Annotated in this window: 10 protein-coding genes; 9 read left to right on the top strand and 1 reads right to left on the bottom strand. The window is 50.3% G+C overall.

Annotated features, from left to right (window positions below; genetic code table 11):
• The first annotated feature begins 26 nt into the window (after positions 1–26).
• The 6 genes from CZ379_RS14860 to metG all read left to right on the top strand — a co-directional run bounded on the left by CZ379_RS14860 (position 27) and on the right by metG (position 9,197).
• Positions 27–1,838 (top strand): cache domain-containing sensor histidine kinase, encoded by a 1,812-nt coding sequence (locus tag CZ379_RS14860; RefSeq protein WP_110932327.1) that lies wholly within the window; start codon positions 27–29, stop codon positions 1,836–1,838.
• A 31-nt stretch (positions 1,839–1,869) separates the two neighbouring features.
• Entirely contained in the window at positions 1,870–3,498 is a 1,629-nt protein-coding gene (gene nagZ / locus CZ379_RS14865) for a beta-N-acetylhexosaminidase (protein ID WP_110932328.1), read from the top strand.
• A gap of 190 nt (positions 3,499–3,688) precedes the next feature.
• Entirely contained in the window at positions 3,689–5,890 is a 2,202-nt protein-coding gene (locus CZ379_RS14870) for a stalk domain-containing protein (protein ID WP_110932329.1), read from the top strand.
• Between the two features lie 174 nt (positions 5,891–6,064).
• Positions 6,065–6,520 carry a Fur family transcriptional regulator gene (locus CZ379_RS14875; protein ID WP_110932330.1) on the top strand — a complete coding sequence of 152 codons (456 nt, stop codon included), beginning with the start codon at positions 6,065–6,067 and terminating at the stop codon, positions 6,518–6,520.
• 1 nt (position 6,521) lies between these two features.
• Entirely contained in the window at positions 6,522–6,797 is a 276-nt protein-coding gene (gene yidD, locus CZ379_RS14880) for a membrane protein insertion efficiency factor YidD (RefSeq protein WP_110932331.1), read from the top strand.
• Between the two features lie 423 nt (positions 6,798–7,220).
• A complete protein-coding gene (gene metG / locus CZ379_RS14885) occupies positions 7,221–9,197 on the top strand; it encodes a methionine--tRNA ligase (protein ID WP_110932332.1) in 1,977 nt (658 codons plus the stop codon).
• Between the two features lie 91 nt (positions 9,198–9,288).
• Here metG and CZ379_RS14890 read toward each other — a convergent pair whose 3' ends face one another.
• Positions 9,289–15,645: an S-layer homology domain-containing protein gene (locus CZ379_RS14890; RefSeq protein WP_110932333.1), complete on the bottom strand. Its 6,357-nt coding sequence runs from the start codon at positions 15,643–15,645 to the stop codon at positions 9,289–9,291.
• 480 nt (positions 15,646–16,125) lie between these two features.
• Here CZ379_RS14890 and CZ379_RS14895 point away from each other — a divergent pair, with 480 nt between their 5' ends.
• The 3 genes from CZ379_RS14895 to CZ379_RS14905 all read left to right on the top strand — a co-directional run bounded on the left by CZ379_RS14895 (position 16,126) and on the right by CZ379_RS14905 (position 18,870).
• Positions 16,126–17,091 (top strand): metal ABC transporter substrate-binding protein, encoded by a 966-nt coding sequence (locus CZ379_RS14895; protein ID WP_110932334.1) that lies wholly within the window; start codon positions 16,126–16,128, stop codon positions 17,089–17,091.
• Positions 17,092–17,122: 31 nt separating this feature from the next.
• Positions 17,123–17,884, top strand: coding sequence for a metal ABC transporter ATP-binding protein (locus CZ379_RS14900; protein WP_199925621.1), 762 nt, complete (start codon positions 17,123–17,125; stop codon positions 17,882–17,884).
• Positions 17,885–18,075: 191 nt separating this feature from the next.
• Positions 18,076–18,870, top strand: a complete 795-nt coding sequence (locus CZ379_RS14905) for a metal ABC transporter permease (protein ID WP_110932335.1) — start codon at positions 18,076–18,078, stop codon at positions 18,868–18,870.
• Positions 18,871–18,909 lie beyond the last annotated feature (39 nt).

Genomic DNA, 18,909 nt, shown 5'->3' on the forward strand with positions numbered 1-18,909 from the left:
CATTAAATTCCGCAAGGAGATAACTTATGAATCTAAGGATTAAGATGTTGACAGCTTTTCTAGGACTAGTCATCGTGCCGCTATTCATCCTTGGCATCGTCACCTTTTTCGTCACCTTTCAATCGATTGAGAAGAAGCATAGCCAACAAGCCGAATATTCTCTCAAGGCGATCAGCTATAGTATCAAAAAAGTGTTTCAAGAGATGGACAATGTGACGGATAATGGAATATCCAACGAAATTTTTAAAATGGCGCTCATGGCCGAAGATCCCGATTCTCAAAACCTGGTCAGCCAAATCCAACTGAACGAGAATCAGAAGAACTTTCGGTCGTTGCTATATAACCATCCTGCGATCGACTATGCCTTTTTATACAGCGAGCGAGGCAAGGGCGAAACTTCCAACGTGGTTACTTTGTTTAATAAGGAAGGCTTCCAAACCCTTCCTTATGAAAAGTTCAAACTGCATCCTCTGTATGAGGAAGTGAAAGCGCTCAAAGGCCAATCCAAGTGGATAGCCCCGTATGAATATCCCGAGTTGACGGGCTCTGACAACGTATTCACACAAATTCGCCTGATCAAGGACAAGCATACGATGAAGCCGCTTGGCATTCTGGCGGTACAGATCAAGAACTGGGAGTTTGAACGTATTTTTCAAAATTTGAAGCTGGGCAGTGAAATGAAGGACACCCGTTTCATGCTGGTCAATGACGACGGGCTGGTGCTGTACGATCATCAATTCGAGTTTGACGGGCAAAGCATTCAGGGCCACATTAATTATGCATTTCACCCAAGCGAGACGTACCAGAGCTTCAAAGGAAAATTCAACGGGCAAGAAAGCATCATTTCCATATACAATTTGCAGGATTATCCTTGGAGCCTGGTGTCTGTGACCTCCTGGAGTTATTTATCGCAGGAAATTACGACCTTCGCCAAGTGGTTTATCGCAATTCTCTTTATTTGCTTGATTACGGCGATGCTGTTCAATGTATTGTTCATGAACCGAATTACCGGGCATATCGGTAAAATCGTTCGGTTTATGCGCAAGGTCGAGGCGGGAGATTTACAGGCCAGAGTGGAAGAAAAGGGCGATGATGAGCTGTTTTTGCTGCAAAAGGGCTTTAACAATCAAATGAACAAGATCAATGAGCTGTTCGAGCAGGTCAAGACGGAGCAGGAGCAGAAGGCCAATGCGGAGCTGCGGGTGCTGCAGGCGCAAATCAAGCCGCACTTTCTCTTTAACACATTGGAGTCGATTAACGTTCTGGCCATCCAAAATGAAGGGCGGAAGGTTAGCGAAATGGTGCTGCGTCTTGCCAGCATTTTGCGAATCAGCATTCAGGAGAAGGAGGAGATCAAGCTTAGTCTTGAAATCGAGCATTTGTACAGCTACTTGGAAATACAAAAAATCAGGTTTGACGATCTGTTTGATTATGCGATCGATATTCCGGCGGAAATGATGCAATATAAGCTGCTAAAATTAACGCTCCAGCCTTTGGTGGAGAACAGTATCCAGCACGGCTTCGAAGGGATTGAATACCCGGGGCGCATTGCTATTACGGGCTTCCTGGAGGAGGATAGAATGGTGCTCCGCATCGAGGATAATGGAATCGGCATCTCTGGCGAGCAGTTGTCATCCATACAATACGCCGAGTTGGATCATGTGAAGTACGAAGCGCTTAAGCCTTATCCGAGACCGGAGAGACAGGGCCTAGGACTGCGCAGCGTCCATGATCGGCTGCGATTGCAGTATGGACGAAGATACGGCTTGTTTATCTGTTCCGCGCCTGGAGAAGGCACGATCATTCAATGCGTCATTCCAAAGCAAAGTTTAACATAGTTATTTAACTTTAAGAAAGTGGGTGCTTAAGTTGGATCAATCAAAACTAACGTTAGAGCAAAAAATCGGGCAGATGTTCATTTGCGGCTTTCCCGGGACTGTGGTGGATGAAGGAATCAAGGCATTAATTGCCGAGCATCATTTAGGTGGAATCATTTATTTTCGGCGCAACATCGATAGCGTGGGTCAACTGGCCCGGCTGTCTGAGGATTTGCAGCAGCTGCCCCGCAGCACACCGGAAATTCCTCTCTTTATTTCGATGGATCAGGAAGGCGGCATGGTGGCGAGATTGGATCATGACGGCGTAAGTAGGATTCAGGGCAATATGGCGCTCGGAGCGGCGAATAATTTGTCGCTGACCGAGGAGGCGGCCGTGTTGGCGGCTAAGGAATTAACTTCCCTCGGCATTAATCTCAACTTTGCGCCTTGTGTCGATGTCAATAACAACTCTGCCAATCCGGTAATCGGCGTTCGCTCTTTCGGTGAAGATCCGCATCGAGTTGCCGAGCACGGGGTCGCTGCGATCCGTGGATACCAGAGCCAGGGAGTCAGCGCCACAGCCAAGCACTTTCCTGGGCATGGCGATACGACGGTCGACTCGCATCACGGCTTGGCAAGTGTGCCGCATAGCCGGGAGCGGTTGTACAGCGTGGAGCTCCCGCCGTTTCGTAAAGCGATTGAAGCCGGAGTAGATATGATCATGACAGCACATGTCATTTTTCCGGCCTTTGAGCCGGAATCAGTGCCAGCGACGCTGTCCCGGCGCGTTCTTACCGACTTACTGCGCAATGAGCTTGGTTTTGAAGGCGTCATCGTAACGGACTGCCTGGAAATGCACGCCATCTCCAAAAGCTGCGGGATCGCTGAGGGCGCCGTACGAGCCATTGAGGCTGGGGCGGATATCGTTCTGGTCAGTCATACTTTGGAGGAACAGGTACGGGCGATTGAAGCGGTATGTGCTGCCGTCCAAAGCGGACGGTTGACAGAGGAACAAATTGATAAATCCGTGACGCGCATCCTTGCTTTAAAACATAAGCGTATCCATAAATCGCAGGGGAGCATCCCTGCCCACTCACTCAGCATCCCGCTTACTCCTATGGAAGAGAGCGAGCCGCTGCTGCGCCGCATAGCCGAGAACAGTGTGACGCTTGTGAGTGATCACAGCGGCAACCTGCCTCTGGCGAAAGAAGAGCCTGTGCTCGTCGTCTGGCCGGAGCTGCGCCACCGTACAGAGGTGGATGAGCCAGCTGTTCATCGGTATACGCTGGCTGACGCGCTTGACCCTTACGCAGAGCATGTGAGCCTGGCTATCGTTGGCACCTCTCCAGACGATTCTGAAATTCAAGAGGTCATCGAGCAAAGCAGGGACTTTAAACAAATAATCGTAATTACTTATACCGCAGAAGGAGAAATTTCTAAAGGGCAAATATCCTTGATAAAGGGATTGAATGAAATTCATGGTTCTAGTATTATAGTTGTATCCACACGGAATCCATATGATATTAATTCTTTTCCTGAGATCGGAACATATTTGTGCCTGTACGAGAATCGGCAGTACTCGCTTGATGCGCTTGCAAAAGTGCTATTTGGGCAGCTACGTCCACAGGGCAAGCTTCCGGTAGGCCTGAATCCACAATTTCCGATTGGACACGGCCTGTAGCACGGAGAGCTATTCGATTCTAATATGGCACTAATTACCTATAAAGCCGGTAAAGGTCCGTATTAATAACGGATTTTTACCGGCTTTTACTTTTGTATGCTAAAAGTAGCAACTTTTCATCTTATTCAGCGTTTAACTATAAGTGTATAAGTGACAGTATTAAACAATGGGAGACAGAAGGAGTTTAGCAATGAATTTGAAAAAAATGGTCCTCACCACCGTATCGATTGCTTCACTAGTGACCATGGTTCTACCTGTTAGTGCGGCAGAGACCGTACCCGGAAGTATCCTAAGCACTGATGACAACGCTGCAGGTCAAATGAACACATTACCAGTATCGCCGAATGCTCCGGCGAATATAACCGATAAACAAATTAACCCAGCTGGCGGTCAGGCCGAAAGCGAAATCCCCCCGAAACCTGATTCTCAGCAGCCCAATGAGACGGACTCGCTTGCAAAGACCGAGGAGGAAACCGGGCTTGTGGCAGCAGGGACTGCGAATGCAGCCTTGAGCTCCGATGTCAGCCAGTTGGTTCTTATGATGAACAGCAATAAAATGTATCAGAACGGCAAGCTATATTTAGCCTCACACCCGATGACCGTCAAGGACGGGGTTTCCTACATTTCCATTCGAGCGATCGTTGAACGCACGGGATTGAAATTATCATATGATAACAAAACGAAAGAGACCGTCATTCGGCGGGGCGGCGATGAGCTGCGCTTCAAGCTGAACAGCAAAAACTATAAAGTGAATGGAACCGTCAAGCAAATGAAAGGCGCCTCATACTCCTCCAAAGGCGTGTTCATGGTTCCGCTAACCTCCATTACGCAAGCTCTAGGCATCCCCTACACCGTAAACCAGCAGGAGAAGAAAGTCATTCTCAGCTTGTCGACAAAGCCAGTTGCTTCTTTTAGTATCGGAAATCCGGAAATCTTTGCCGGCGAGACTTTGGTGCAATATATGCCAAGTGCCTATTCTCCTAAAGGATTACCGATCGTAGAGGAGCAGTGGGAAGGCCGGGAGGACATATTCATGTCGCCAGGCAGATTCGTAGTCAGCTATCGCGTCAAGGATTCCAGCGGTCAATGGAGCGACACGTTCTGGCTTACCGTTACGGTGAACAAGCCGCATACGCCTCCGGTTGCCGATTTTACGACGAATAAGGACACTTACAAAATGGGGGAGCTCGTGACGTACACGGATTACAGTACGGACGAGAACAATGCAATTGTGTCGCGGGAATGGTTCAACAATGAGATGGCTTTTTTCCTGCCAGGGCCAAAGACGATTCGCTTAACCGTTAAGAACAAATACGGACTCTCCTCGACGGTGGAGAAAACGATCATGATTACGGACGAAACGCTGTATTCGCGAGATGATTTCTACAAAATTTATACGCCAGTCGGCAGTAAATACTCGTTTGACGGCACAAAAATACCTACCTGGGACAAGGTTCCTTATCGATATGAGAGCGAGCCCGTAACGTTAATTCGCAGCAATAGTCCCGAGACTGTCTATTCCGAAGGGATCGTTTACCGGGAGTCAGCGATCGGGAATACAAGATTCATGCTGCATCATGTGAATGCGACTAGAAAAAACGTGAAAATGTATGTCATTGCCACAAACCGCAATGCGGAAACCGCACGCTTAACTCAGATGAACCTGGGAATGGGCGGGCCAACAAAATATGCGACAGCTTCGGGAAAAATGTCCGTTCAGCGTTATTTCGAATCGATGCAATACGGCAACAAATATAAGGATGTATGGCTTGCGCCAGGTCAGAGCAAGGTCATTTTCAGCGAACTGAGTTCAAATGCGATGAGGCAGGGAGATGTCATATCCCTATTTGCGGACTTATACAGTGATCAAACGATTCAATATCATATTATTATGCTTCAAAGCACCAGAGATCCCATTAAAGCCTTGCAAAATTTGTCGGTGCTTCCCATGGATAATCACAACCGGGGAACGTATTACGAAGCGACAAGAAATATCCAATACGGCGACCTTATTGGTCTAACGCCTTCCCGGCTGATGATCGGCGACAATTCTCAAGATCCATTTCTAATCGGTACAGACGGGGCAACAGGAACATACCAAATGAACGCAGGCAACTTTGGCGTGCTGTACCGAATCAAGCTTCACCGAGTCGCTCCACAGACCCTTATTACGTTCAACCCTCGCGGAGGGCAATATGATGGAGTGATCATGGTGAACGGGAGGATGGTTCAATTGCCTGAGACCAGCGGTCTAAGAGCTCCTCACGAAGCGGCTGTGCTCTATCGGACGGGCGATCGCGAAGAGACGGTGGAAATGCTCTTTACGGCTGCGCCAGGCAGCAGCTTGTCTGTTAATCTATTATTCCAGCCATTACCTGAAATCAAACATTAATATTTCGAAAATGTATGCTATCAAGCCAGACCAACATATTATTTGTTGGTCTTCTTTTTTTTATGATGCTGCCTGGGGACGTAGATGGGTGAAGCTTCATTGACGCTGCCGTTTTTTTCGGGCATTATTATTAGTGACGCATGCATAACGCAAGTTCAGACGGGAGGTATGCACATGTTGTCGAATGAACAAATTATCGGGATCATGTCCGCCCAAGGTCTACGGATTACGGATCAGCGCAGAACGTTAGCCAAGCTGTTCGCAGAGCGAGATGGGTATTTAACGCCTAAGGACGTTTATGAATATATGGGCCAAAAATATAGTGGGCTCAGCTTCGATACTGTATACCGCAACTTGCGGGTAATGGAAGAGCTGGGGGTGCTGGAGCAGGTCATGTTTGAGGACGGCCTTAAATTCCGGGCCGGCTGCAATGAAGAGCACCACCATCACCATATGATCTGCCTGCAGTGTGAGCGGACGTATCCGATTCACTTTTGCCCGATGCCTTTGACAGACGCCCCTGAACAATTTCAGGTGGTCAAGCATAAATTTGAAGTGTTCGGCTATTGCAAAGACTGCGGACCTGAGCTGGAGGGCAAGCGTTTGCCACAGCACAGCGAGACATCCTAAGATGGGGATAGTTCGCAAAGCGGTCAAAGGCCCAATCATCTTCTATCGTAAATTTATTTCACCGCTTAAACCGCCGACGTGCAGATTCTACCCTACCTGCTCGGCCTATGCTTTGGAGGCGATTGAGGTGCATGGCGCCCTGAAGGGCTCCTGGCTAGCTGCCAAACGCATTTCACGCTGTCATCCGTTTCACCCCGGCGGATTGGATCCCGTTCCACCGAGGAAGTCTTCTCAGTCCAAGGGCGAGGGCAAGCTGGGAGACCATAGCTCGACCTGAAAACTTAAGCCAAGGCAGATCCGGCTGCTCTAGATCATCCGATCGCTTGACAGCCTTCGCGTCTTTTTTTAAGATAGAAGATAAACATGATAAGCAATTAGATAAATGATATTTTTCCGACGAACGGATAAGTACAAAGAGGGACTCAGTGACAGAGAGCCGGGGGAGCTGCAAACCGGTCTGAATCTCTTTGGAAGATGGTCCGGGAGGAACTGCTTTCGAGCCAGCGGCGGCCTATGGGCTGCGGCGGTAAGGGAGCGGCGCGCAATCCGGCGTTAATGGAGGGTCGTTAAGACCGGCTGAGCCTGCCGTCTGCAAAGACGCGGGGAATTTGGGTGGTAACGCGTGAGTCATCTCTCGCCCCATAGGGGGTGGGAGTTTTTTTGTTTTTTTAGGGTTGAACATGAAGGAGGACAATGGAATATGGCTGAGAAAAAAACATTCTATATTACGACACCGATTTATTATCCAAGCGACAAGCTGCATATCGGTCACGCTTACACGACGGTCGCCGGTGACGCTATCGCGCGTTACAAACGGCTGCGCGGCTACGATGTGCGCTATCTGACGGGGACAGACGAACATGGGCAAAAAATTGAACGCAAAGCCCAAGAGAACGGCAAAACTCCACAGCAATTTGTCGACGATATCGTGGTAGGCATTAAGGATCTGTGGCGGAAGCTGGACATTTCTAATGACGACTTTATCCGGACGACTGAGCCGCGCCATAAAGTCGTCGTTGAAGAGATCTTTGATCGTTTATTGAAGAAAGGCGACATTTATAAGGGCGAGTATGAAGGTTGGTATTGTACGCCATGCGAATCGTTCTTTACGGAGCGTCAGCTTGCGGACGGCAACTGTCCAGACTGCGGACGCCCGGTGGAGCTTGTAAAGGAGGAAAGCTATTTCTTCCGAATGAGCCATTATGCGGATCGTCTGCTGAAGTATTATGAGGAGAATCCTGATTTTATTCAACCGGAGTCGCGCAAGAACGAGATGATTAACAACTTTATTAAGCCGGGATTGGAGGATTTGGCGGTATCCCGGACGACGTTTGATTGGGGCGTAAGAGTAAAAGGTGATCCGAAGCATGTCATCTATGTGTGGATCGATGCGTTGTCCAATTATATTACGGCGCTTGGCTACGGCACGGACAATCCAGAGCTGTATGAGCGTTACTGGCCTGCGGATGTCCACCTAGTCGGGAAGGAAATCGTTAGATTCCATACGATTTACTGGCCGATCATGCTGATGGCGCTCGACCTTCCGCTGCCTAAGAAAGTATTTGGACATGGCTGGCTCCTTACCAAGGGCGGCAAAATGTCTAAATCCAAAGGGAACGTTATCGATCCAAATATGCTGATCGATCGCTATGGTCTGGATGCTACGCGGTATTATTTGCTTCGCGAGGTACCGTTTGGCTCCGACGGCTCGTTTACGCCGGAAAGCTTCGTACAGCGCGTTAATTCCGATCTGGCCAACGATCTTGGCAATTTACTGAATCGTACAGTGGCCATGATCGGTAAATATTTTAACGGCGAGCTGCCTGCGTACCGACCAAATGTTACGCCATTCGATGCTGAGCTGTCAGAATTGGCTTTGCAGACGATTCGGAAGGTAGAGGAAGTTATGGAGAATTTAGAGTTCTCCGTGGCATTGACGGCCATTAGTTCGTTTATCGCACGGACGAATAAATATATTGATGAGACACAGCCTTGGGTGCTTGCCAAAGATGAGGCTAAACGGGAGGAACTGGCTTCCGTGATGGTTCATTTAGCCGAGTCTCTGCGGATTGCCTCGATACTGCTGCAGCCGTTCTTGACCCAGGCTCCGGCGAAAATTTGGTCACAGCTAGGAATTGCGGAAGGCGAATTGACTTCCTGGGAGAGTGCGAAGTCATTCGGCCTGATTCCGGCAGGAACGAAGCTTGGAAAAGGCGAACCGATCTTCCCAAGACTTGATGCCGAACAGGAAATTCTGTATATCGTGGATTCGATGTCTGGAGGTGCAGAGCCTGCAGCAGAGGAGCCAGTGAAAGCGCAGAATCCTGCAGCGGCCGAGAAGCAAGAGACAAAGCCGGAGATCGGTATTGATGACTTTGCCAAGGTAGAGCTGCGCGTGGCCGAGGTTATCGCCTGCGAGCCGGTGCCGAAGGCGGATAAGCTGCTCAAGCTGCAGCTCGACCTCGGCTATGAGCAGCGCCAGGTTGTGTCCGGGATCGCAAAGTTCTACAAGCCGGAGGAACTGGTAGGCCGCAAAGTCATCTGCGTGACCAACCTCAAGCCGGTGAAACTCCGCGGCGAGCTGTCGCAGGGCATGATCCTGGCAGCCTCGCAGGGGGATAAGCTGACGCTGGCGACGGTTCCTGATAATATGCCGAACGGTGCTATCGTCAAGTAGGTAGATAGGTAAGGCTAGCATCGAAGAAATTGAAAGGCGAGTCCGCGCTAATTATTGCGCCGACTCGCCTATTTTCATTAATGAATTCCGCTTAATTTAGAATTTTAGAAATAACTTGCACGCTTTCCGCTCTCGTCATCGGTGCTTTAGGAGCAAACTCGTTATTCCCGCGTCCTCGGATGAGATTCATTGCTTGCGCGGCTCCCACAGCGTCCTGCGCCCAAGCTTCAATTCGATCGTTATCACTAAACGAGCTTGGGTTTGCCGCGGTTGTCTCTGCGCCGTGCAAATGCTTATACGCACGTACGATCATAACGGCCATTTCTTCCCGGGTTATGACGGCGTTCGGCGCAAATGTGCTCGAATCGCGCCCATGCACGATCCCAGCGCTGCTTGCGTTGGCTATCGCCTCGGCATACCATTCATCGGGACTCACATCCGTGAACGTAAGGGGATCGGCAGTGGTTAGCCCCAACGCGCGTGTCAGCATCGCCGCGAATTCGGCTCGCGTTACGTTTCTTTGCGGATCGAAACGCGTATCGTCGACCCCTGCGATGATGTGCTTTGCTGCCATTCTTTTAATAGCTTGAATCGCCCAATGGCTCTTTTCTACATCAGCAAACATTTTGTTGTATTCCAGTACCGTATAATTCCCTAAATGATGAAGCTTTGCAGTTATGATGCCGTCCGCCAACGTTCCGCCCATATACTCAAGGGTTCCGTCTGCCGCAATAAAGTAAATGCCCAATAAATCGCGGTCGGCATTCGGATCGACTTGGAACGTCATCGTTAATGGCTTGGTAAAGGCTGTGAGCGGTACGGAAGTTCCGTCCGCGCCAACGGAATACATACTGAAGTTGTACATATCGCTTGCCGCCGTCAATTGAGCCGTAAGGTGGGCGGCAGAGTTGCGAACAAGCCGGGTGGCTTCATCCTTCGGAACGAGCCGCATTAAGAAATGAATTTGCGCCTCTTCGGCCGCATCTCCAGGTACAACGGCTTGGATGCTATTCAGAGATTCAGCAGGGAATTCGATAGTCATCGTCGGCCCTGTGAACCGGAGACGGTTATCTCCGAGAACTTCTGCAATATTCCCCGGAAGAATGACGGTATCTTGATTCTCCGAAATACGAATGATCACTATACCATCGACTGCGTCTCGTAAATCGTCTGCACCAAGCACCAGAGTGTTCGATGGAATCTCGGGCTTCATTGGACTCTTAGGTACTGCTGGAGCTGAAGGCGCGCTCGACGACGGAGCAGTTGCCGTGTCGTCGCGATCTTTGTTATAGACAATCACGGTTCTTGTAACTTCGTCAGCCGCATTGCCCGCAGCATCGTTTACATTGTAGTGGAACGTGTACGTTCCAGCTTTGGATGTATTGAGCTTGGTTTCGCCGTATACGCCGCTGGTTACCGTGGTTACGATGCGATCCGAAATGTCGCCGTCCCGGTCGTCGCTCGCCGTCGCGCCTGCATCCGTGTAGCCCGCGCCAACGGCCAGACGAACAACTGGTTCACCTAACAGGGTAATGACTGGTTTCGTCACATCGGCTTCGACGCCTTCCGTTACGATGACCGTTCTTGTCACCTCGTTAGCCGCGTTGCCCGCGTCATCGCTCACATTATAGCGGATCGTGTAAACGTCTGGAATCGATGTATCGATTGCCGTCAGTCCGTATACGCTGCCGGTCACCGTAGTCACGATCCGATCTGTAATATCGCCGTCCCGATCATCCATCGCCGTCGCGCCCGCATCCGTGTATTCGGTGCCGGCGGGCAAATGGACAACTGGCTCACCGAGTAAAGTAATAACCGGCTTCGTTACATCAGCTTCCGGAATTTTGACCGGTGCAACGCCCACAAAGGACAGCATCGGCGACTGGTTGCTTTGCGCTGCGACTAGCTTAAGAGTCAATGATCCGGCTTCTGCCATAGAGAAGGTATACTCTTTTACTGTGTCAAACGAATTGCTGTCGAGCGTAATGATGTCTACAAGCATGCTTTTGTTGTCATATTCAAGATAGACCTCTTCGGTGCGGGAGTAACCGGACCACCAACTGTATGTGCCAAGTGCTAGCTTATATTCGCCCGCAGGCAGATTGTCAAACGTGTAGGTAAGGGCCGCTCCGATCTGATCGGTGGTATAGACGCCGGTCGTGCTTTGTTTGCTGTATGGGCCGTTTACGATCCCTTTGTAATATACGGACGGCGTGCCGCTAGCGTTGTAGCCGCCATGCCCCCAACCTTTGACGGAGTCGTAAATCCGATCCGGTGCATCGTTGAGAAGCGGTTTGCCGGCAGCGTCGGCAAGGGCCGCGACAGCGCTGTAAGCAGGCGAATCATAGCCGAGCGTATCGGAAGATGTATGTCCTGCTGTCAGTCCGATTGCGGTAGCATTAAGATCCGCGAAATACAAAATGTCTTTAGGGACTACTTCTACGTAACAAACGGTTGTAAGGCTTCCGTAGGTGCCGGTTACGGCTACCGTTTCGTAGGCAGTGTCAAAGCTCACGTCGTCTAGATGCCAATTTACGGTTACGAGCGTTGTAGTCCCGTCTTCACGCGTCGCCTCTACCATCTCGGGGAGCTTGGGCGGACTTCCCGCGTAGGCGGCAGCGTAATGAGGCGAGCTAAGCTCCCGTATATCGCCTGTAAACAACTGGTTCTGGGCAAAAATCAGACGCGACGCGAGTTGTTCGGCTCCCTCCTGATCCAATCGGAAGGAAACAGGATTGGCCAAGGCAGCCAATGCGGCGTTTCTAGCGGCTTCAAAGAGCTGCCAGTCGCTGTCGCGGAATTCGTCCAACTTATTGATGCTTTGTGCCGCTGCAAACGCATCCTGGAGATCGGCCGTATCTGGTGCCCCTTGGACTTCGCCAGAAATAACCGCTATGGCGTCTACAACTAATGTGCCGCTTAATACCTTGATTTGAACGGTATGCTCTTCGTATGCGAGTCCGCGAAGCGTAAGGGTTTGGTACAATTCTTTGGAGGCCAGCGTACTGGCCGAAGGCATTACAATCTGCCCATCCACCGTCACCTCCAGCTTCGCCGAACCGTCATTGGGACCCAGAATATCCAGTCCGGTGCCTATAAACGTATATTCCAGCGCAGCATCAGCGCCTTGGCTGGTGGAAAGAGAGCGTTGATAATGGAACATGCCTTGGCCGTTGTTATGCGCCCACGAACCGCTGTAAACGAGTTTGGTCTTGGGAACGGGAGCCAGGTCGTGCATTTCCAGATCATCAAGCGCCTCGGAATAGTATGGCGCGTATCCATCAACCGTTTCTACCAGCAAATTATCAAAACGAACGTGATAGTAGCCGCTGCCAAGATCCACCCGGCCGGACAACTTGGGATTCGGATCGGTGTAGGAGGCAAGCTCTACGCCGTCAAGGTAGGCTGTCACCTGACTGCCCGCCACTTGAATGGCAATGTTATGCCATGCGTTATAAGCGTTGTCAAAGCCATCGATCTTCACGCCGCCGGAACCAGTCACGACATTTCCGTTTGCCACAGAACGGTTGTCGGCCTGCAGCTGCCAGCCGCCATCGAACCAGAATTTCAGCACATATGGTGTACCATTGATGGTGTGGGAGCTGCCTCCGCCCTGATACCGTGCGCCAATCGCGGCGTAATTTGTGCCGCCTTGGGTATGGTTCGTTTCGAACGAAACGTCGACGCTGGCCTTATAGTTGGTCCATCGGTAATCGCCGATGGTTGTGACGGGCTCGCCGTTGTTCCACGTACCGCCAAGTCCCATAAGCCCTCGATCCAACTGCTGGCGCAAAACATAATTACCGGTTTGCTCGTCCAGATACGCCTCGAACGCACCGTTGCGGTCATGGGTGTAGCGGGGGATTGCGCCTTTTGAGCCGCCGCGGGATTCAATATAGCCTTGGGTGCCCGTAATTTGGCCGCCTGCTCCGATCACTGGAACCGTCTTGCCGGAATAGTCAAAATCGTCCGCGTAAAGAATACGATCCCCGGTATTTTGAACCGATCCGGTCGCATCAGTGTCGAGAATGGTGCGCTCGCCTTCAACGGGGAGCGGTGTATGATATACATTGTTCCCGTTGTTTTCCAATGTCGTTACGGTCACGATCGAATAGGGTTTTACAGGCACGGTGTAAATCCCGCCTCCATCGGCAGAAACCTTCCCTAGATATTGCATGTAACTGCTGTTGAAGGCTTCTCCCTTGTCGGCTGCGCGGGTTTCCCATACTTCCAGGGAAGGATTGCCCGTGTATGCCATATTGACTGTTTGGAGCTTGTAGATTCTCTCATACTCGCTGTCATTTACAATAACGGTTGAAAAATCGCTTTTGTCGGGAGCCGCGAGCGTCATGTAGCTTGGGGTGCCGTTGCGTCCGCTGACCGGATTGGTACCTGTTGCACCGGTGTAGCTGGCTTGCGGAACCGCTCTCCATATTCCCTCGTCATTATTACCGTTCTCCCAGCTGACCTTCGCGAACCAACTAAAATGCTGCAGGACGAGAAGGCCCGCGTCATAATGAATCCAGCCCGACCAAGGGTCGCGCGCACTGACCAATTCCTTGAAGGAATATTGACCGCCTTCGTAGAAGGAGCCGATGGCCGGCTGATAAATAAAATGCGTCCGGCGGGAATTGACAAACCCCTTGATAATGGTGTTGCCCATTTCCAGTGCGCTGCCTGTTCCGCCTATGCCGGTGCCTGCCGCTGCAGGATTCTTCATATTGTTGTTGGGACGGAAGGAAGAGTTGCTGAAGGTGGCCTGCGCCTCGCTGTTCCATACCTCAACGTCGAATTGCTCTGCAAGCCGTTTGAAATTGCCCGCACTGTCATCGTCGGTGTTGTAGTGGTATGCGGCGACCGATACCGCGTCTCGCAGAGAGGCGTCGCTCACCATGCTGCCGCCGAAGGAGCCGATTCCGACTTCATCGGAAATGACAACCTCGACACTGTGATAAAGCGTTTTCTCTTCTTCGCTCGTAAAGCCTGTGTTATCCGTCCTGACCCGCTCCGCATATTGTTTCGTCCACGTCAGATCCGGCGCATGCTCGTTAATATGGGGATTGACGTAATCGACCATATAGCCGTATTCGCGAAAAGCGGCCAGAATGGTGTTTTTATACCAAGTATAAATTTTGTCGTTGTTGTCGGCCCAGGCGGGAGCATTCCAGCGCAGGATGCTCACTTTGAGGTTAGGGTTCACGGCTTTGGCATCGGCTGCAAGCTGGAAGCCGGGATGCCGGGTAACGTTGGCATCTTCATCGGCCGTACGCATTGTGGCCGGATCCGGACCGGTGGAGTTGTTACGGTCGTTGCCCATCTCGATTTTGACATGCGTCATAATGGGGTTATCTCCGCCGAACAGGATCTGCAGCAATTCCGCATAAGCATTGGGGTGCTCAGCCTTATAATCCATCAGCAGAGCACTGGTGCTGTTGGCGCTCAGTACGCCAAATCCCTTGAACGTGAGGCCGTTAACATTGTCGGCTTTGATATCATTGCCGTCCAGCAATACCTTGACCGTAGAAGCTGCATTTTGCCGAGCGTCTTCGATCATTCCTTTGATCTCGCCCTCGGCGATGGCGAACCAGCTCAAGATCGGTTTTTCGCCAGACACATAAGTGTAGGTCAACGTCATGGGAACGCTGGTGTCAATGTCTCCGGGTATCGTAAACTCGCTGGAAATGAACTGGGTCACATTGGTATTGAACTGATCAAGATGAATGGTCTGCGTATCGCCGCTAATATCCAGATACTCGATGCTGGGCCGCATCACCCGGGAGCGGCTGCCGTACCAATCGTGAAAGCCGCTGCTGAGCGTATATGTTCCGGCTTCCAGAGCCTTTAGCTGATAAATGATATGATCGTTGGCAGCGCGCAGCCCGACAACCCATATCGACGAATCGGCAGCGGGGTCCGTATGTCCCCCGTCCTTGGAGTTCTTCACCTTATGTATCGAATCGTCGAATCCCCAGTCGTTGGTTCCGGCAAACTTCTGGTCCGGCAGCTGGTTGAGCAAATGTCCGCCGGTCAGCTCCTTGACCGCATCGTACAACGGCGAGGAACTAGGGACGTTGGCACCGGAATCGCCGCCCCGGCCGCTATCCACGAAATAAACCAAAGGATGGCTTGAGGGCGGAATAACCTCCACATTGGCCACGACCGCCTTGCCTCCCGCCGTACCGGTAACCGTCACGGTCTCGTAAGGCACGCCAAAGGTATCCTCGCCGATATTCCAGGTCACATGCGCGCTCTGGCCGTCCACTTCCATGTTGTCAGGCAAAGTCGTTTCTGCCGTTGTCTTCGCCCCCATATAGGCGGCTGCGTGGACGGTACTCACGCTATCGGCGAATACGTTAGAGAGGCCGAGTGGAGGAAACAATCCAAACAACAGCATCCCAGTCATAGCTATAGAGCATATCCGGTTTCTAACGGTATGCTTTCTGCTCATTCATACATCCTCCTTTTGATACAAACTACAGCCATCGGTATAGGCGGGACACATCTATGAAACCGCCATCAAGAGTAACCTCGTCCGAAGGCCGGATTCGACTCGACTTGCCAGGTGAATCGACCCGATTGATTTTCGGTTTTTTCCTTGGATGCCCACCTCCTCTCAATGCTGGTATCGCGCTTTTTTTGAAAGCGTTTATCAAACTCATTAGCTTACCATACGCAAGATTTCTATGTAACTTTAGCGAATCATGATCCCTGGAAAGAAAATAACGAAAATTTCGAATATTGCAATTTTATTTGCTCCTGAAACAATCACATGATACCATGAGCTGTTTAATTTGCCCAGCATGCGCTCACACTAAATGATGACAAGACGGCAAAAGACAGAATTAGGCGGTTGACAATCGTTTTATGTTGACCCTATAATCCTTATAGTAATAATTACGATTAAGGATGATTAGGAAGGAAGATCATAATGGCTTCATACTTGAAGATATATAAAGGCTGGAAGGTGATCCTGCTGCTTGCAGCGGTTTTGATGCTGGCCGGCTGCGGAAGCGGCAATAGCGAAAACAAGGTCGTTGCGGGTAAAGTCAACGTTGTAACGAGCTTCTATCCGCTCTATGAATTTGCAAAAGAAATTGGCGGGGAGGAAGCGCATGTCATCAATTTGCTGCCCTTAGGCGTCGAGCCTCACGATTGGACGCCGCGCAGCCAGGAAATCCTCAATACTTCCAAGGCACAGCTGTTCTTATATAACGGAGCGGGGCTTGAAGGATGGCTGGATAGCTTCCTTAAAGGATTGGGGAATGACTCCAAGGTGAAGACCGTCGAAGTAAGCCAGGGGATTGCCCTGATCGCAAGCGATGAAGAAGACGGACATGGGCATGCTGAGAATGATCACGGTCATGACCACGGCCACATAGATCCGCATACGTGGGTAAGCCCGAAATCGGCAATGATTATGGCTGAAAATATTAAGAACAGCTATGTTGAGGTCGATCCAGCGCATCGTGAGCAGTACGAGGCCCGCTATGAACAACTGCATGCCCGTCTGCAGCAGCTAGATGCGAAGTTTACTGAGGAGCTGACGAAGACGAACCGGAAGGAGATCGTCGTATCCCATCAATCGTTCGGCTATCTATGCCGTGACTATGGACTGACTCAGCATTCGATTATGGGCCTGACACCGGAAGCTGAGCCCAAAGCCCAGGATTTGATCAATTTATCGAAACTAGTGAAGGAACAGGGAATCCAGTATATATTTTTCGAGGAGCTTGTATCGGATAAGTTAGTCAATACGCTAGCTTCTGAGGCCGGTGTGAAGACACTGGTGCTAAATCCGGTCGAAGGGCTGACAAAACAGCAGGAGCAGGCCGGGGAGAATTATTTTACCTTGATGGAGAAAAATTTGCAAAATCTCGTTATCGCTTTACAATAAAAAGAGACATTTTAGCGGAAGGAAGGTCAAGATGAAACCTGACAACATAGCCCCATCGGCATTAGCCTGCCATGATAACATTATCGAGCTTGCTGATATCTCCTTCGCTTATAAAGACAAGAAGGTCATCTCGGACTTTAGCTTTACGGTGAAAGAGCGCGACTTCGTCGGGCTCATTGGCTCCAATGGAGCAGGCAAAACAACTCTATTGCGTATGATGGTAGGTTTGTTATCTCCTACCGCGGGGGAAATTCGCCTGTTTGGTCAACCGATTCGGCGTTTTCGCGATTGGGATAGAATCGGCTATGTGCCTCAGAAGAACTCGTTTAATCCGTTATTTCCGGCAACCGTAAGAGAGGTTGTCATGTCCGGACTATACAATAATAAGAAGCTGTTTCGCCGCATCGGGAAGGCCGAGCAGAACAAATGCGACGATGCGCTTGAAGTAATGCGCATTAGGGATATCGCGGACAAACGAATCGGGGAACTGTCAGGGGGACAACAGCAGCGTGTTTTTTTGGCCAGAGCGCTGATCAATAAACCGGATTTGCTAATTCTGGATGAGCCGACGGTTGGGATCGACGCTCAAACGCAGGAGGATTTCTTTGAATTGATCTTTCATATGCATGCACACCATCACATGACGTTTTTAATGGTATCTCATGATGTGGAGATGATTGAGGAGAATTTGGGGAACGAACCAGTAGATCGCTGCGGAGCGATTAAGTTCTTCGTGAAGCATTCCCATGATCAAGAATGTGCGATCCCTGATCTTCAACATTCAATTAGCTAGTTTTTCTGTGCACAATAAAGCCTTATGTTTTATATTGCGGTTCGCAAACTTAAAGCCTATGCTAGCGAAGTAGGTTTTGCTTCGCAAAACTTAAGGCCTATGCTTACGAAGTAGGTTTTGCTTCGCAAAACTCTTAGCTTATGCTTACGAAGAAAGTTTTGCTTACGCAAAACTCTTAGGAGATGTGAAACTTGGAAATATTAACGGCAGAATTCTTTCAAAGAGCACTGATAGGAGGGCTGCTTATTGGCATCACGGCCCCCCTGATCGGTATTTTTTTAGTGCTGCGCCGCTTGTCGATGATCGGGGACACGCTGGCTCACGTAACTATCGCGGGGGTGGCTCTTGGTTTTCTCATTCATGCTAATCCGATTTGGATGGGATTGGTCTTTGCGGTTCTTGCCTCCTTCGCGATTGAGAAGCTGCGTAAAGCCTATAAGGCTTACGCCGAGCTATCCATTGCGATCATTATGTCGGGAGGCGTGGCGCTGGCCTCGCTGTTCTTTACGCTCGGGATAGGGTACAATACGGATGTATTGTTTGGCAGCATTTATACCTTGAGTAGGGAAGATTTGTATATTGTCGGTGTGGTTACGCTTGTCGTCATCGCTATTGTTGCCCTGTTCTTCAAGGAGTTCTTCCTTCTTACATTTGAGGAGGATGCCGCTGCGGTCAGCGGATTGCCAGTTAAGCTGCTTAACCTGCTAATCACTGTGCTCACGGCTCTGGTTATTAGTACTGCCATCAAAATCGTGGGCGCCTTGCTTGTCTCTGCGCTAGTCACCATTCCAGCCGCATGCAGCCTGCTTATCGCTCGCAGCTTTAAGTCATCGGTGATATTCTCCGTCATTATTGCGGAAATCGCCGTCGTTAGCGGATTGATTATGGCCGGCATATGGAATCTGGCGCCGGGAGCAACGATCGTACTGCTGCTTATCGCTATGCTGATGGTTATTCTCGTAGGCAAAAAAGGATTATCAGCGTAAATCAGGAACAATGAATACACTATCTCATTATGAGGAATA

The sequence above is a fragment of the Paenibacillus bouchesdurhonensis genome (assembly GCF_900155685.1).
GTDB lineage: Bacteria > Bacillota > Bacilli > Paenibacillales > Paenibacillaceae > Fontibacillus > Fontibacillus bouchesdurhonensis.